This is a genomic window from Streptomyces sp. NPDC014861, assembly GCF_043081625.1.
Classification (GTDB): domain Bacteria; phylum Actinomycetota; class Actinomycetes; order Streptomycetales; family Streptomycetaceae; genus Streptomyces.
Map to the genome: position 1 here is coordinate 515,193 of NZ_JBIBWV010000002.1, position 15,350 is coordinate 530,542.

The window sequence follows — 15,350 nt, forward strand, 5'->3', positions numbered from 1 at the left end:
TCAGGTCTCAGCTCACTTCGCCGCGCACTCCGCGCAGGTGCCGAAGATCTCGACGGTGTGCGCCACGTTCACGAAGCCGTGCTCGGCGGCGACCGCCTCGGCCCACTGCTCGACCATCGGGCCCTCGACCTCCACGGCCTTGCCGCAGGCGCGGCAGACCAGATGGTGGTGGTGGTCGTCCGACGAGCAGCGGCGGTAGACGGTCTCGCCGTCGCTGGTGCGCAGCGCGTCCACCTCGCCCGCGTCCGCCAGGGACTGGAGGGTGCGGTAGACGGTGGTGAGGCCGACGGAGTCGCCGCGGTGCTTGAGCATGTCGTGCAGCTCCTGGGCGCTGCGGAACTCGTCCACCTCGCTCAGCGCTGCCGCCACGGCGGCGCGCTGCCTGGTGGAGCGGCCGCGTACGGGGGGTCCTGCCGTCGCCACGGGGGCCTCCTAGATGATTCCGTTGCCCCCCTCATTCTGCCAGTCCCCTTCCACCCCGAGGGCGGTCCCGGTCCCTCCCGGCTCAGACCTTGACGTCGTCGGCCGGTTTCCGGCCCGCCGGGAGGGAGGTGTCGCACCCCTCGACCGCGGCGGCCGCGGCGGCCCGGGCCCGTCGCCCGGCGAGCGGGGAGGCCAGCAGCGTCAGCAGGACGAAGACCCCGATCGCGTACAGAACGATCGTCGCGCCGGGCGGGACGTCCTGGTAGTAGGAGGTGACCGTGCCGGCCAGGGTGACCGTGATGCCGGTCGCCACCGAGAGCACGAAGGTGGCCCGGAAGGACTTCGTCAGCTGCTGGGCCGCCGCCACCGGCACGACCATCAGCGCGCTGACCAGCAGCAGGCCGACGACCCGCATGGCGACGGTGACGGTGACCGCGGCCGTGACCGCGATCAGCAGGTTGAGCAGCCGGACCGGCAGGCCGGTGACGCGGGCGAACTCCTCGTCCTGGCTGACCGCGAAGAGCTGCTTGCGCAGGCCGACGGTGACGAGGACCACGAAGGCGGCGAGAACGCTGATCGCGGTGACGTCCTCGGTGGAGACCGTGGAGAGCGAGCCGAAGAGGTAGGTGCTGAGGTTGGCGTTGGAGCCGGTCGGCGAGAGGTTGATCAGCAGGACGCCGCCGGCCATGCCGCCGTAGAAGAGCAGGGCGAGCGCGAGGTCGCCGCGGGTCTTGCCGTACGCCCTGATCAGCTCCATCGCGACCGAGCCGGCGACGGCGACGGCGGTGGCCATCCAGATCGGGCTCGCGTTCAGCAGGAAGCCGAGGCCGACACCGGTCATGGCGACGTGCCCGATGCCGTCGCCCATCAGGGCCTGGCGGCGCTGGACGAGGTAGATGCCGACGGCGGGCGCGGTGATGCCGACGAGCACGGCCGCGAGCAGCGCCCGCTGCATGAAGGCGGGTTCGAGGAAGTCCATGGTCAGGTCAGCAGTCCCGTGCGGAGCGGCTCGCCGGCCGCGTGCGGATGTACGTGGTCGTGGCCGGGCAGCGCGTGCTGGCCGACGCCCTCGGGCGGCGGGCCGTCGTGGACGACGCAGCCGTCGCGCAGGACGACCGCGCGGTCGATGAGGGGCTCCAGCGGGCCCAGCTCGTGCAGGACGAGGAGGACGGTGGTGCCGCCGGCGACCTGCTCGCGCAGGGTCGTGGCGAGCACCTCCTGACTGGCGAGGTCCACGCCGGCCATCGGCTCGTCCATGATCAGGAGCTCGGGCTCGGAGGCGAGCGCGCGGGCGATGAGCACCCGCTGGTGCTGGCCGCCGGAGAGCGCGGAGACGGAGTCCCCGGCCCGGTCGGTGAGGCCGACGAGCTCGATGGCCCGGTCGACGGCGGCTCTGTCGGCCCTGGTGGCGAAGCCGAACTTCCGGCGGGAGAGCCGGCCGGAGGAGACGACCTCGCGGATGGTGGCGGGGACGCCGGCGGCGGCGGTGGTGCGCTGGGGCACGTAGCCGACCCGGGCCCAGTCGCGGAACCGCTTCCGCTCGGTGCCGAAGAGCTCGATGGTGCCACCGGTCAGCGGGACCTGGCCGATGACCGCGCGGACGGCGGTGGACTTTCCGGAGCCGTTGGCGCCGAGCAGGGCGACGACCTCACCGCGCCGGACGGTGAGGTCGACGCCCCGGAGGACGGGGCGGGCGCCGAGGGCCGCCGTGGCGCCGCGGACGGAGATGACGGGCTCGTCGCTCACGGGTGCCTCCTGCTGTGCTGTGGTCACTTGGCGCCGAGGGCCTTCTTCAGCGCGGCGAGGTTGGACTGCATGACCTCGAAGTAGTCGTCGCCCCGGGACTTGTCCGTGATCCCCTCCAGCGGGTCGAGCACGTCGGTCCTGAGACCGGTGTCGCCGGCGAGGGTCTTCGCGGTCTTGTCGCTCGCGAGGGTCTCGAAGAAGACGGTGGAGACCTTGTCGGCCTTCGCGATGTCCTGGAGCTCCTTGATGCGGGCGGGGCTCGGCTCGGACTCGGGGTCGATGCCGGTGATGCCCTCCTGCTCCAGGTGGTAGCGCTCGGCGAGGTAGCCGAAGGCGGAGTGGGTGGTGATGAAGGTGCGGGTCCCGGTGTTCTTCAGGCCCGTCTCGAAGGCGGTGTCCAGCTCGCCGAGCCTCTTCACCAGGGCGGCGGTGTTCTTCTCGTAGTCGGCGGCGTGGTCCGGGTCGGCCTCGGCGAAGGCGGCGCCGACGCCCTTGGCGACCTCGGCGTACTTCACGGGGTCGAGCCAGACGTGCGGGTCGGTGCCGGCCTCGGAGCCGTGGTCGTGGCCCTCGTGGGACTCGCCCTCGTGGCCCTCGTGGGACTCCTCGCCCTCGTGGGCGTGGTCGTGGCCCTCGCCGGCCGAGGCGCCGTGGGACTCGAGGGTGGTGAGGGTCGCGGCGTCGACGGTGTGCTTCACGCCGGCCTGGTCGATGGCCTTGTCGACGGCGGGCTGGACGCCCTTGAGGTAGAGGAGGACGTCGGCGTCGGAGAGCTCGCCGATCTGCCGGGGCTTGAGCTCCAGGTCGTGCGGCTCGACGCCGGGCTTGGTCAGGGTCTGGACGGCCACGTGGCCGCCGCCTATCTGCTCGGCGAGGTACTGCACGGGGTAGAACGACGCGACGACGTCCAGCTTGCCGTCCGTCCCCTTGTCGGCGGCCGAGGAGCTTCCGCCGCAGGCGGAGAGGGTGACGAGTCCGAGGGTGACGGCTCCGGCGACGGCGGTGGTGGGTATCAGACGGCGTACGTTCATGACACTCATTTTCAACAAAATTGGAAACGGTTGTCAATTGCCGGAGCTGTGGTCCCGGCCACGCGGCCCGCGGGGCCGCCGGCCACCGAACCGATTTGATACGGAGGGTGCGGGCGCCGGTAACCTGTGGCATTCGCACTTCGTCGTCGTAATGAAGAGAGCACCGTGGCCGCCGACAAGATCGACACCATCGTCAGCCTGAGCAAGCGCCGTGGCTTCGTCTACCCGTGCAGCGAGATCTACGGCGGTCAGCGTGCCGCCTGGGACTACGGACCGCTGGGTGTCGAGCTCAAGGAGAACATCAAGCGCCAGTGGTGGCGTTACATGGTCACCGCGCGCGAGGACGTCGTCGGCATCGACTCGTCGGTCATCCTGGCGACCGAGGTCTGGGAGGCGTCCGGTCACGTCGCCACCTTCACCGACCCCCTGACCGAGTGCACCTCCTGCCACAAGCGCTTCCGCGCCGACCACCTGGAGGAGGCGTACGAGGAGAAGCACGGCCGCCTCCCCGAGAACGGCCTGACCGACCTCAACTGCCCGAACTGCGGCAACAAGGGCACCTTCACCGAGCCCAAGAACTTCTCGGGCCTGCTCTCCACCCACCTCGGCCCGACCCAGGACTCCGGCTCCGTCGCCTACCTGCGCCCCGAGACCGCCCAGGGCATCTTCACCAACTACGCCCAGGTGCAGACGACCTCGCGCAAGAAGCCCCCGTTCGGCATCGCGCAGATGGGCAAGTCCTTCCGGAACGAGATCACTCCGGGCAACTTCATCTTCCGGACCCGCGAGTTCGAGCAGATGGAGATGGAGTTCTTCGTCAAGCCGGGCGAGGACGAGGAGTGGCAGGAGTACTGGATGCAGCAGCGCTGGAACTGGTACACCAACCTCGGCCTGCGCGAGGAGAACATGCGCTGGTTCGAGCACCCGCAGGAGAAGCTCTCCCACTACTCGAAGCGCACCGCCGACATCGAGTACCGCTTCTCCTTCGGCGGCAGCGAGTGGGGCGAGCTGGAGGGCGTCGCCAACCGCACCGACTACGACCTGAGCGCCCACTCCAAGGCCTCCGGCGCCAACCTGACGTACCTGAACCAGGAGACCGGCGAGCGCTACACGCCGTTCGTCATCGAGCCCGCCGCCGGTGTCGGCCGCACCATGCTCGCCTTCCTCCTGGACGCGTACACCGAGGACGAGGCGCCCAACGCCAAGGGCGTCATGGAGAAGCGCGTCGTGCTGCGCCTCGACCACCGCCTGGCCCCGGTCAAGGCCGCCGTCCTGCCGCTCTCCCGCAACGCGCAGCTCTCCCCGAAGGCCAAGGGCCTCGCGGCGGACCTGCGCCAGAACTGGAACATCGAGTTCGACGACGCCGGCGCCATCGGCCGCCGCTACCGCCGCCAGGACGAGATCGGCACCCCGTTCTGCATCACCGTCGACTTCGACACCCTCGAGGACGACGCGGTGACCGTGCGCGAGCGCGACACCATGAAGCAGGAGCGGGTCTCCCTCGACCAGATCCAGGGCTACCTCGCCAGCCGCCTCATCGGCTGCTGACCCTCCGCCCGCACGCGGGAAGCCCCCGGTCCGAGTCTCGGACCGGGGGCTTCCCCGTACGCGGGTGCCGGTGCCTCAGGCCCGGCGCAGCGCCCTGAGGACGAGGGAGAGGACCGCTTCGAAGGCGGACTCGATGCCGGGCGCGGACCAGTCGGCGGCGTGCGCCGGGTCGTGGAAGCGGTCGGTGGCGTCGAAGACGGCCCGGGCGGTGGTGGTGAGGCCGGGGTCCGCGGCGGCGAGGACCCCCTCGCGGACGCCGTCCGCGAGGATGGCGGCGATCTGCTCCACGAGGTGGTCCACGTGCCGGTCGACGACCGCGCTGTTCTCGCCGATGAGCACCATGTACGTGGCCATCAGTTCGGGGTCGCCGCCCGCCTTCTGCCGCTTGAGCGCGAAGAGGTGGCGCAGCCAGCCGCTCAGCCGCTCGTCGGCGGGCCCGGGGCCCTCGGCGTACGGACGGAGCTCGATCACGTTCCGCTCCAGCCACCGCTCGGTGACCGCCTCGCGCAGGGCCGCCTTGGTGCGGAAGTGGCGGTAGACGCTGCCGTGGCTCACGCCGAGCGCCCGTGCCACGTCCACCACCGTGGCCTTCGCGGGGCCGTACCGCCGCAACACCTCCTCGGTGGCTTCGAGGATGCGTTCGGCGGTGAGGGTCTCGGTGGCGGCCATGGACCGACAGTACCCGTCAGTGCTCGCTGTCCAGGTGGGCCATCTGGGCCTCCGGGTAGCGCTCGCCGGCCGCGGCGCCCGCGGGCACGGCCCGCTCGATCGCGGCGAGGTCGGAGGCGTCGAGGACCACATCCAGCGCGCCCAGCGCCTCGGTGAGCCGGGTCCGGGTGCGGGCGCCGACCAGCGGCACGACGTCCTCGCCCCGGGACAGGGCCCAGGCGATCGCGATCTGGGCGACGGAGACCCCCTTGGCCTCGGCGACGGTCCGCAGCCGGTCCACGAGGTCGAGGTTCCGGTGCAGGTTCTCGCCCTGGAAGCGGGGGCTCATGCCGCGGAAGTCGCCGGGGGCGAGCGCCCGGTCGCGGGTGAAGTGGCCGCTGATCAGGCCGCGCGAGAGCACGCCGTACGCGGTGACGCCGATGCCCAGCTCGCGGGCGGTCGGCAGGATCTTCTCCTCGATGCCCCGGGAGACCAGCGAGTACTCGATCTGGAGGTCGGCGATCGGGGCCACGGCCGCGGCCCGGCGCAGGGTGTCCGCGCCGACCTCGGAGAGGCCGATGTGCCGGACGTGCCCCGCCTCGACCAGCCCGGCGATGGCGCCGACGGTCTCCTCGATCGGCACGTCGGGGTCGACGCGGGCGATCCGGTAGACGTCGATGTGGTCGGTGCCGAGCCGCTGGAGCGAGTACGCGGCGAAGTTCCGCACCGCCGCCGGGCGGCCGTCGTAGCCGGTGAAGCCGCCCTCGACGGTCCGCAGCGCGCCGAACTTCACGCTGGTCAGCGCCTTCTCGCGGAGTCCGGCGGGCGCGGTGCGCAGGGCCTCGGCGATCAGCAGCTCGTTGTGGCCCATGCCGTAGAAGTCGCCGGTGTCGAGCAGGGTCACGCCGGCCTCCAGGGCCGCGTGGATCGTCGCGATCGACTCGGCCCGGTCGGCCTCGCCGTAGAGGGCGGACATCCCCATGCAGCCGAGACCGAGCGCGGAGACGGCGGGGCCGGTGGTGCCGAGGGTGCGGGTGGGAAGCATGGCGGTCTCCTGAGGGGAGGAGGGGAGGGGTGCCCTTCCACCATGACATGACTGATGACAGATTTCAATATCTGTCATTCGACCCCCGGGGTGTGCCGGAAAACCGGATGCACCGGCGCGCGCGGCCCCGGTACGGTGCGGGCATGTTTGCTCACCTCCCGATCTACGAGTGAGAGCGGCGCGCAGGCCGATCCACCGACCACCGCCCACCTCATCGAAGGGGAGACCCCCATGGCGAAGAGCCGCAACAACCTCCTCGGCGTCGGCGGACAGCGCAAGAAGCTGTCCCGCGCCGAACAGCACGGCGCCGGACAGAGCCGCGCCGCCGACCGCCGCTCCGCGGAGGAGAAGAAGCAGGACCTCCTGAAGAAGATGCGCGAGCGCACCCAGGACACCACCACCGAGTAGTCGCCCGTACGGAGGGCCCGGACCGCCACCCGCGGCCCGGGCCCTCCGCCGTACCCGCACCCTCCGCCGCGCCCCGGGCCCTCCGCCGTATCCGCACCCTCCGCCGCACCCCGGGCCCTCCGTCGTGCCCCGCACCTATCGCCGTACCCCGGGCCCGGCCCTCCGCCGTGCCCCGGCGGCTCGGCCCGCCGCTCGGGCCCGTCGCCCGCCCCGTACACCCGGCGCTTCCGCCCGGCGAGCCCCCGCCGTCGAGGAGTGAAGGGTCTCCGGCACCCGCGGCGGCGGCAGTGCCGCCGCGGCACCCTGTGCCACTCGCGCGGCGCGCCGGACGCCCGCTCGCCGCCGCCCGGGCCACAAGCCCCTGCGGGCCGTGCCCGTGCGCCCGTCCGGCCCGTTCCGCGGTGCGGGACAATGGACTCCATGACCGCGTTCTCCCCCCTCTCCATCGGCCCCCACGTCGTGCAGCCGCCGGTGGTGCTCGCGCCCATGGCCGGCATCACCAACGCCCCCTTCCGGACCCTCTGCCGCGAGTTCAGCGGTGGCAAGGGCCTCTTCGTGAGCGAGATGATCACGACCCGGGCGCTGGTGGAGCGCAACGAGAAGACCATGCAGCTCATCCGGTTCGACGCGACGGAGCAGCCGCGCTCGATCCAGCTGTACGGGGTGGACCCGGTCACCGTCGGCAAGGCGGTGCGGATGATCGTCGACGAGGACCTCGCCGACCACATCGACCTGAACTTCGGCTGCCCGGTGCCCAAGGTGACCCGCAAGGGCGGCGGCTCGGCGCTGCCGTACAAGCGCCCGCTGCTGCGCGCGATCCTCCACGAGGCCGTGACGAACGCCGGCGACCTGCCGGTCACCATGAAGATGCGCAAGGGCATCGACGACGACCACATCACCTACCTCGACGCGGGCCGGATCGCCGTCGAGGAGGGCGTCACGGCCATCGCCCTGCACGGGCGGACGGCGGCGCAGCACTACGGCGGTACGGCCGACTGGGACGCGATCGCGCGGCTCAAGGAGCACGTGCCGGAGATCCCGGTGCTGGGCAACGGCGACATCTGGTCGGCCGACGACGCCGTGCGGATGATGCGCGAGACCGGCTGCGACGGCGTGGTCGTCGGCCGCGGCTGCCTGGGCCGGCCGTGGCTCTTCTCGGACCTCGTGGCGGGCCTGGAGGGCACCGGCGGGTACCGGACCCCGGGGCTGCGGGAGGTCGCCGACGTGATGGTGCGGCACGCGACGCTGCTCGGGGAGTGGATCGGTGACGAGTCGCGCGGTGTCATCGACTTCCGCAAGCACGTGGCCTGGTACCTGAAGGGGTTCGCGGTCGGTTCGGAGATGCGGAAGCGGCTCGCGGTCACCTCCTCCCTGGACGAGCTGCGCGCTCAGTTGAGCGAGCTGGATCTGGACCAGCCGTGGCCGGCGGGCGCGGACGGCCCTCGGGGTCGTACGTCCGGAAACAACCGGGTTGTCCTGCCGGACGGCTGGCTGAAGGACCCCTACGACTGCGCCGGAGTGAGCGAGGACGCGGAGCTGGACACGTCCGGCGGCTGAGATTTTCGGCCTTTCGAGGGAGTGATCCTCGCCACCCCTGAGGGGGGTGGTGCTCAGATGAGCATGTTACGAGCAACTGCACCGCCTGAAGGGGTGGCACCGGGTGCCACCCCTTTTGTGTTCAAGAGTTGAACGCAAATGGGCGATGTGGGCGCTCATGTGAGCGTCTATTCCCTGGATTGGGTCAAGCGGGCTTCGGGGCGTGAAAGCGGAAGCTTCGCCTCGGTAACTTTCGAAGTGGGGGCGGACGGGTGGTTACGACCGTGTGACCGGTAGGCGTACCTCCCCAGAAGCCTTCGATCTGGGTATGTTCCTCGCCGTCAGGGCAGCCAACCGAGTCGTCGAGGAGTCGAGACCCGTGTCGGAAAACAATGATCAGAAGTTCGTGTACGACTTCACCGAGGGCAACAGGGACCTGAAGGACCTGCTCGGTGGCAAGGGGGCCAACCTCGCCGAGATGACCAACCTCGGCCTTCCGGTCCCCCCGGGCTTCACGATCACCACCGAGGCGTGCAAGGTCTACCTCGAGTCCGGCTCGGAGCCCGTCGCCCTGCGCGACGAGGTCTCCGCCCACCTCGACGCCCTCGAGCGGCAGATGGGCAAGAAGCTCGGCCAGGCCGACGACCCGCTGCTCGTCTCGGTCCGCTCGGGCGCCAAGTTCTCCATGCCCGGCATGATGGACACGGTCCTCAACATCGGCCTCTCCGACGAGTCCGTGAACGGCCTCGCCCGCCAGGCGGACAACGAGCGCTTCGCGTGGGACTCGTACCGCCGGCTCATCCAGATGTTCGGCAAGACCGTCCTCGGCGTCGAGGGCGAGCTCTTCGAGGACGCCCTCGACGAGGCCAAGGCCGCCAAGCAGGTCGCCAGCGACACCGACCTGGACGCCGCCGACCTCCGCGGGGTCGTCGAGCACTTCAAGGCGATCGTGAAGGCCGAGACCGGCCGCGACTTCCCGCAGGACCCGCGCGAGCAGATGGACCTCGCCATCGAGGCCGTCTTCAACTCGTGGAACACCGACCGCGCGAAGCTGTACCGCCGCCAGGAGCGCATCCCCGGCGACCTCGGCACCGCCGTCAACGTCTGCTCGATGGTCTTCGGCAACCTCGGCCCGGACTCCGGCACCGGCGTCGCCTTCACCCGCGACCCCGCCTCCGGCCACGAGGGCGTCTACGGCGACTACCTCCAGAACGCGCAGGGCGAGGACGTCGTCGCCGGCATCCGCAACACGGTGCCGCTGGCCGACCTCGAGTCGATCGACAAGAAGTCGTACGACCAGCTCATGCAGATCATGAACACGCTGGAGACCCACTACAAGGATCTCTGCGACATCGAGTTCACCATCGAGCGCGGCCAGCTCTGGATGCTCCAGACCCGCGTCGGCAAGCGCACCGCCGGTGCCGCCTTCCGCATCGCGACCCAGCTGGTGGACCAGGGCCTGATCGACGAGGCCGAGGCGCTCCAGCGCGTCACCGGCGCCCAGCTGGCCCAGCTGATGTTCCCCAAGTTCGACGAGGACGCGAAGGTCGAGCAGATCGGGCGCGGCATCGCCGCCTCCCCGGGCGCCGCCGTCGGCAAGGCCGTCTTCGACTCGTACACGGCCGTCAAGTGGTCCCGCTCCGGCGAGAAGGTCATCCTGATCCGCCGCGAGACCAACCCGGACGACCTGGACGGCATGATCGCCGCCGAGGGCATCCTGACCTCGCGCGGCGGCAAGACCTCGCACGCCGCCGTCGTCGCCCGCGGCATGGGCAAGACCTGTGTCTGCGGGGCCGAGGAGCTGGAGGTCGACACCAAGCGCCGCCGCATGACCACCGCCTCCGGCGCGGTCATCGAGGAGGGCGACGTCGTCTCGATCGACGGTTCCACCGGCAAGGTCTACCTCGGTGAGGTACCCGTCGTACCGTCCCCGGTGGTCGAGTACTTCGAGGGCCGGATGCACGCCGGCGCCGACGACGCCGACGAGCTGGTCCAGGCCGTCCACCGGATCATGGCCTACGCCGACCGCGTCCGCCGGCTGCGGGTCCGCGCCAACGCCGACAACGCCGAGGACGCCTCCCGCGCCCGCCGCTTCGGCGCGCAGGGCATCGGCCTGTGCCGCACCGAGCACATGTTCCTCGGTGAGCGCCGCCAGTACGTCGAGCGCCTGATCCTGGCCGACACCGACGCCGAGCGCGACGAGGCCCTCAAGGCCCTGCTGCCGCTCCAGAAGACCGACTTCGTCGAGCTCTTCGAGGCGATGGACGGGCTGCCGGTCACGGTCCGCCTGCTCGACCCGCCGCTCCACGAGTTCCTGCCCGACATCACCGAGCTGTCGGTGCGCGTCGCCCTCGCCGAGTCCCGCAAGGAGCCGCACGAGAACGACCTGCGCCTGCTCCAGGCCGTGCACCGGCTGCACGAGCAGAACCCGATGCTGGGTCTGCGCGGCGTCCGCCTCGGCCTGGTCATCCCCGGTCTGTTCACCATGCAGGTCCGGGCGATCGCCGAGGCCGCCGCCCAGCGGATCGACGCGAAGGGCGACCCGCGCGTCGAGATCATGATCCCGCTCGTCGGCACCGTCCAGGAGCTGGAGATCGTCCGCGAGGACGCCGAGCGGGTCATCGCCGAGGTCGTGGCGGAGACGGGCGTGGAGCTGAAGCTGGCGCTCGGCACCATGATCGAGCTGCCCCGCGCGGCCGTCACCGCCGGCCAGATCGCCGAGGCCGCCGAGTTCTTCTCCTTCGGTACCAACGACCTCACCCAGACGGTCTGGGGCTTCTCCCGCGACGACGTGGAGGCCAGCTTCTTCACCGCGTACCTGGAGAAGGGCATCTTCGGCGTCAGCCCCTTCGAGACCATCGACAAGGACGGCGTCGGCGCGCTGGTCCGCTCCGCGGTCGAGGCCGGCCGGGCCACCCGCCCGGACATCAAGCTCGGCGTCTGCGGCGAGCACGGCGGCGACCCGGAGTCGGTGCACTTCTTCCACGAGGTCGGCCTCGACTACGTCTCCTGCTCGCCGTTCCGGATCCCGGTGGCGCGTCTGGAGGCGGGCCGCGCGGCCGCCGAGTCGAAGGGCAGCGACAGCCGCTGACCCGAGGGGCCCGGGGGCCCCGCGAAGCCCCCGGGACCGCTGTCGGTCATCCCTTCGAACCCTCACCGACGGACGGCGGTCCCGGATCCGAAAGAGACGGGACGGACACCTTGTGCGGAGGTGTCCGTCCCGTCGTTTTCACGTCAGATTCATGCGCAATTACGTCCGCATTGAATTATTGGAAATTGAACGTCTGTGTTTGCGGCCGTTTCGGCTGCGGCCCCCGGATCCCCACCCGGGGGCCGCACCCTTTTTCACGTGTCGGGCAGGTGAGCCGCAACCCTCGCCGACCGCCGCCGGACGGGCAAAGCCCCCCACGGTCTTCACCACGTCACCTCGGTCCTGAAGGTTTCCTGCCCGACCTGCACAGCATTTCCGTTGGGCCGTGTTCGCCGCGATGCTTTTCATCTGTGGCTGAAACACCCTGGTAACGTGCAGTGATGGTGTGCATACTCGACCGCGGGGTGGTTGCGAGTGCACAGGTGGGGACTTCATGCTTCGTATTCATTTCACCGCGGACGATCTGGCGGGGGTGCGGATCGCCGCCCGTCCTGACGTCCTGTGGGAAACGATTCTCAGCTTTCACCGTTTAAGGGACCGGCGCGGCCCGGTGGTGTTCGGCGGATGGCGCACGGAAACGAGGGCGCGGCTCGGCGGTGAGACCCGGCTGCTGGCCGCCCTCGTCCCGAGCCGCGGCTATTTCCCTGATTTCCTGACCCCGGCGGAGGGCCTGCACGGCCTCGACGACGGCCTCCAGGCGCTCCGCGCGACCGCGCCCGGCCGGCTCCGCTCGGAACTCTCCCTGCTGGCGGCGGACCGGTCGGGCGGCCGTACGGTGCCGCACTCGCTGCGGGCCCTCGCCGACGGCGGCCCGGAGCCCTTCGACCGGCTGCTCGGGGCGCTGCGCAGCTACCACCGGGCGGCCGTGGAGCCGTACTGGCCGCACATCCAGGCCCGCGTGGAGGCGGACAGGGCGTGCAAGGGCCGGGCCGTCCTGGACGGCGGCGCGGAGGAGCTGCTCGACTCGCTGCCGCCGATGCTGACCTGGCGGGCGCCGGTCCTGGAGGCGTCCTACCCGGTCGACCGGGACGTGCACCTGGACGGGCGGGGGCTGCTGCTCCAGCCCTCGTACTTCTGCCGGGGGACGCCGGTGATGCTGCGGGACCCGGCGCTGCCGCCGGTGCTGGTCTACCCGGTGACGCACGGGGAGTCGCCGACGGTCCGCCCGCCGGGTGTGTCCTCACTGGCGAAGCTGGTGGGCCAGACGCGGGCGGAGGTCCTCCGGGCCATCGGGGACGGCGGGACGACGAGCGAGCTGGCCCGGCGGGCCGGGGTGTCGCTCGCCTCGGCCAGCCAGCACACGGGGGTGCTGCGGGAGGCGGGTCTGATCGCCACCCTGCGGCACGGGAACGCGGTGCTGCACACGCTGACGCCGCTGGGCGCCGCCCTCCTCGGCGGGGGCGGGGCCCAGCGGCGCGGCGTGGAGCGCTGCTACGCGCGGAACGGGCCGGTCACCTCGTAGGTGATGCCGCCCGAGGAGCTGCCGGTGGTGCCGCGCTGGCTGGAGAAGTACAGCCGGCTGCCGTCGGGGGAGAAGGCCGGTCCGCAGATCTCGGAGCCGGACTGGCCGGTGATCCGCAGGAACGGCGACACGACGTCGTCCGGCGTGATCAGGCAGATCTCCATGTTGCCGCCGTCCTCGGCGATGTACAGGTCGCCGGAGGAGGTCCCGGTGACGTTGTCCACGCCGGTGAGCGGGGCGGCGCCGCCGGGCACCAGGGAGTCGTCGTAGGCGAGCTCGTAGGTGTTGTTCACGAGGTTCAGCTGCCAGAGGCGGTTGTCGCCCTTGGTGGTGAACCAGACCTTGTCGTCGGCGTAGTGGCAGCCCTCGCCGCCGTTGAACTTCTTCGCGCCGGAGACCTGGGTGCGGGTGGTGGTCGGCGAGCCGTCCGGGTCCGGCACGTTCTGCCAGGTGAAGGAGCCGGAGGCGGCCGTGCCGGCGACGAGGACCTGGAGGGTGCCGGAGGCGAGGTTGCCCCAGGTGGTCGGGACGAAGCGGTAGAAGCAGCCGCTGGACTCGTCCTCGGTCAGGTAGATCACCTTGCGGACCGGGTCGGCGGCGGCGGCCTCGTGCTTGAAGCGGCCCATGGCGTCCCGGCGGACGGCCGCGTTCACGCCGTACGGGTCGGCCTCGTAGACGTACCCGAGGCTGACCTCCTCGCAGGAGAGCCAGGTGTTCCACGGGGTCTTGCCGCCCGCGCAGTTCTGGCGGGTGTTGGACAGGATGCGGTAGGCGCCGGTGACGGTGCCGGACGCGTTGAACCGCAGCGCACTCGCGCCGCCGCTCGGGTTGATCTCCGAGTTGGAGACGTATATCCAGCCGGTGCCGTCGGTGTAGCAGGCGCCGCCGTCGGGGGCGTTGTGCCAGGTGTACGAGGTGCCGGGGACGGTCTGTCCCGAGCGGGCGACGATCCGGCTGGTGAACCCGGACGGCAGCATGATGCCGTTCGCGTTCGCCGCGCCGAGGGCCCCGTAGGGGCCGGTGCCGGGCTGGGCGGGTGCCGCGTAGGCCGCGCCCGCCATCAGGGTGCCGCCGAAGGCGGCCGCCGACGTGCCGATGACCGCTCCACGCAGGAAACTGCGTCGCTCCACGTGTTCTCTCCAGGGGTGTGGTGACCTCCCGCCGCACGGTCAGCGGCGGGGCCGCGCGGAGAGTGAACCTAGGAGCCCAGAGTTGACTGAGCATCAACAAGCGGTGACGGGGAGGGGGCGGGTACGGGGCGGGCCGCCGCCGCTCCGCCGGACGGGGCGCGGTCAGCCGCCGCGGCCGGGACCTTCGGCACTGGGGGAGGCGCGGACGGCCCGGCAGACTGGGCCCATGCGCGAGAACCGGGAGCTCACCGACATCGGCGGCCGCGACGACCTCGACACGCTGCTGCGCCGCTTCTACACGGCCGCCTTCGCCGACCCCCTCATCGGCCCCTTCTTCACCGAGGTCGCCGGCACCGACCTGGAGGTCCATCTGCCGCGCATCACCGACTTCTGGGAGCGGGCCCTCTTCCGTACCGCCGCCTACGGGCGGGACGCCTTCGGCCCGCACGCCGCGCTGCACTCCGCCCGCCCCCTCGGTCCCGCCCACTTCGGGCGCTGGGTGCAGCTCTGGCACGCCACCGTCGACGGGCTGCACCGGGGACCGCTCGCGGACCGGGCCAAGTCGACGGGGGAGCGGATCTCCGTCTCGATGATGAAGCGGCTGGGCGGCCCCGGCGCGGAGGCCGAGGCGGCCACCGGCGGGACCGGCGGTTTCGTCCCGCTGGCGGCGCTCGCGCTGCGCACGGCGGCCTGAGCGAAAAAACTTCTCCGGGGAGCGATGAGTTCGGGCCGGCCGGTCCGTCTTACCTCTCGACAGCACCGCACAGCACGACGGAGAAGAGAGAACACGCCATGGCCCCGCAGATGATCTTCGTGAACCTGCCCGTGAAGGACCTCGCCACGAGCCGCGGCTTCTACGAGAAGCTCGGGTACACGATCAACCCGCAGTTCAGCGACGACAGCACCGCCTGTGTGGTGATCAGCGACACCATCTTCGTCATGCTGCTCACCGAGGAGAAGTTCGCCGGCTTCACGGCGCCCGGCAAGCGGGTCGGCGACGCCTCCGCCGCCACCCAGGTGCTGCTCACGCTGAACGCCGAGAGCCGCGAGAAGGCCGACGAGCTGGCCGACCGCGCCCTGGAGGTGGGCGGCAGCCCGGCGAAGGAGCCCATGGACATGGGCTTCATGTACGGCCGCTCCTTCGCCGACCCGGACGGCCACCACTGGGAGGTCTTCTGGATGGACATGACCGCGCAGGGCTGAGCCCCGGGGGGCCGGGCCC

The 15,350-nt window shown here is 71.2% G+C and carries 14 protein-coding genes; 7 read left to right on the forward strand and 7 right to left on the reverse strand.

Annotation, left to right across the window (positions count from 1 at the left end; genetic code table 11):
* Positions 1 to 12 precede the first annotated feature (12 nt).
* From ACF1BN_RS06005 to ACF1BN_RS06020, 4 genes are all read right to left on the reverse strand, one after another.
* Positions 13 to 423, reverse strand: coding sequence for a Fur family transcriptional regulator (locus ACF1BN_RS06005; protein WP_360307538.1), 411 nt, complete (start codon positions 421 to 423; stop codon positions 13 to 15).
* Between the two features lie 82 nt (positions 424 to 505).
* A complete protein-coding gene (locus ACF1BN_RS06010) occupies positions 506 to 1,402 on the reverse strand; it encodes a metal ABC transporter permease (RefSeq protein ID WP_392330335.1) in 897 nt (298 codons plus the stop codon).
* Between the two features lie 2 nt (positions 1,403 to 1,404).
* Positions 1,405 to 2,169, reverse strand: a complete 765-nt coding sequence (locus ACF1BN_RS06015) for a metal ABC transporter ATP-binding protein (RefSeq protein WP_392330336.1) — start codon at positions 2,167 to 2,169, stop codon at positions 1,405 to 1,407.
* A 23-nt stretch (positions 2,170 to 2,192) separates the two neighbouring features.
* Positions 2,193 to 3,200 carry a metal ABC transporter substrate-binding protein gene (locus tag ACF1BN_RS06020; protein WP_392330337.1) on the reverse strand — a complete coding sequence of 336 codons (1,008 nt, stop codon included), beginning with the start codon at positions 3,198 to 3,200 and terminating at the stop codon, positions 2,193 to 2,195.
* A gap of 165 nt (positions 3,201 to 3,365) precedes the next feature.
* Here ACF1BN_RS06020 and ACF1BN_RS06025 point away from each other — a divergent pair, with 165 nt between their 5' ends.
* Entirely contained in the window at positions 3,366 to 4,748 is a 1,383-nt protein-coding gene (locus ACF1BN_RS06025; protein ID WP_392330338.1) for a glycine--tRNA ligase, read from the forward strand.
* Positions 4,749 to 4,823: 75 nt separating this feature from the next.
* Here ACF1BN_RS06025 and ACF1BN_RS06030 read toward each other — a convergent pair whose 3' ends face one another.
* Together ACF1BN_RS06030 and ACF1BN_RS06035 are read right to left on the reverse strand one after the other, a co-directional pair.
* Positions 4,824 to 5,417 carry a TetR family transcriptional regulator gene (locus ACF1BN_RS06030; protein WP_392330339.1) on the reverse strand — a complete coding sequence of 198 codons (594 nt, stop codon included), beginning with the start codon at positions 5,415 to 5,417 and terminating at the stop codon, positions 4,824 to 4,826.
* 16 nt (positions 5,418 to 5,433) lie between these two features.
* The gene (locus ACF1BN_RS06035; RefSeq protein ID WP_392330340.1) at positions 5,434 to 6,441 is read right to left on the reverse strand and encodes an aldo/keto reductase; all 1,008 of its coding nucleotides are present in this window, start codon (positions 6,439 to 6,441) and stop codon (positions 5,434 to 5,436) included.
* Between the two features lie 231 nt (positions 6,442 to 6,672).
* Between ACF1BN_RS06035 and ACF1BN_RS06040 the strand changes: the two genes are divergently transcribed.
* From ACF1BN_RS06040 to ACF1BN_RS06055, 4 genes are all read left to right on the forward strand, one after another.
* Positions 6,673 to 6,849: a DUF6243 family protein gene (locus ACF1BN_RS06040; RefSeq protein ID WP_392330341.1), complete on the forward strand. Its 177-nt coding sequence runs from the start codon at positions 6,673 to 6,675 to the stop codon at positions 6,847 to 6,849.
* Positions 6,850 to 7,269: 420 nt separating this feature from the next.
* Entirely contained in the window at positions 7,270 to 8,406 is a 1,137-nt protein-coding gene (gene dusB, locus ACF1BN_RS06045; RefSeq protein WP_392330342.1) for a tRNA dihydrouridine synthase DusB, read from the forward strand.
* Between the two features lie 358 nt (positions 8,407 to 8,764).
* A complete protein-coding gene (ppdK, locus tag ACF1BN_RS06050; RefSeq protein ID WP_392330343.1) occupies positions 8,765 to 11,476 on the forward strand; it encodes a pyruvate, phosphate dikinase in 2,712 nt (903 codons plus the stop codon).
* 493 nt (positions 11,477 to 11,969) lie between these two features.
* The gene (locus ACF1BN_RS06055) at positions 11,970 to 12,998 is read left to right on the forward strand and encodes an ArsR/SmtB family transcription factor (protein ID WP_392330344.1); all 1,029 of its coding nucleotides are present in this window, start codon (positions 11,970 to 11,972) and stop codon (positions 12,996 to 12,998) included.
* Here the strand turns inward: ACF1BN_RS06055 and ACF1BN_RS06060 are convergent.
* Entirely contained in the window at positions 12,968 to 14,128 is a 1,161-nt protein-coding gene (locus tag ACF1BN_RS06060; RefSeq protein ID WP_392330345.1) for an alkaline phosphatase PhoX, read from the reverse strand. The genes ACF1BN_RS06055 and ACF1BN_RS06060 overlap by 31 nt on opposite strands.
* A 226-nt stretch (positions 14,129 to 14,354) precedes the next feature.
* On the opposite strand from ACF1BN_RS06060, the gene ACF1BN_RS06065 reads away from it, so the two are divergent.
* On the forward strand, positions 14,355 to 14,822 hold the full coding sequence (locus ACF1BN_RS06065; RefSeq protein ID WP_392330346.1) for a group III truncated hemoglobin: 468 nt from the start codon (positions 14,355 to 14,357) through the stop codon (positions 14,820 to 14,822).
* A gap of 98 nt (positions 14,823 to 14,920) precedes the next feature.
* Positions 14,921 to 15,331, forward strand: coding sequence for a VOC family protein (locus ACF1BN_RS06070; RefSeq protein WP_392330347.1), 411 nt, complete (start codon positions 14,921 to 14,923; stop codon positions 15,329 to 15,331).
* Positions 15,332 to 15,350 lie beyond the last annotated feature (19 nt).

Coding starts and splice junctions, on each gene's coding strand:
- ACF1BN_RS06010 (WP_392330335.1), bottom strand. CDS start 1,402: ATGGACTTCCTCGAACCCGCCTTCATGCAGCGGGCGCTGCTCGCGGCC.
- ACF1BN_RS06020 (WP_392330337.1), bottom strand. CDS start 3,200: ATGAACGTACGCCGTCTGATACCCACCACCGCCGTCGCCGGAGCCGTC.
- ACF1BN_RS06030 (WP_392330339.1), bottom strand. CDS start 5,417: ATGGCCGCCACCGAGACCCTCACCGCCGAACGCATCCTCGAAGCCACC.
- ACF1BN_RS06035 (WP_392330340.1), bottom strand. CDS start 6,441: ATGCTTCCCACCCGCACCCTCGGCACCACCGGCCCCGCCGTCTCCGCG.
- ACF1BN_RS06040 (WP_392330341.1), top strand. CDS start 6,673: ATGGCGAAGAGCCGCAACAACCTCCTCGGCGTCGGCGGACAGCGCAAG.
- dusB (WP_392330342.1), top strand. CDS start 7,270: ATGACCGCGTTCTCCCCCCTCTCCATCGGCCCCCACGTCGTGCAGCCG.
- ACF1BN_RS06055 (WP_392330344.1), top strand. CDS start 11,970: ATGCTTCGTATTCATTTCACCGCGGACGATCTGGCGGGGGTGCGGATC.
- ACF1BN_RS06065 (WP_392330346.1), top strand. CDS start 14,355: ATGCGCGAGAACCGGGAGCTCACCGACATCGGCGGCCGCGACGACCTC.
- ACF1BN_RS06070 (WP_392330347.1), top strand. CDS start 14,921: ATGGCCCCGCAGATGATCTTCGTGAACCTGCCCGTGAAGGACCTCGCC.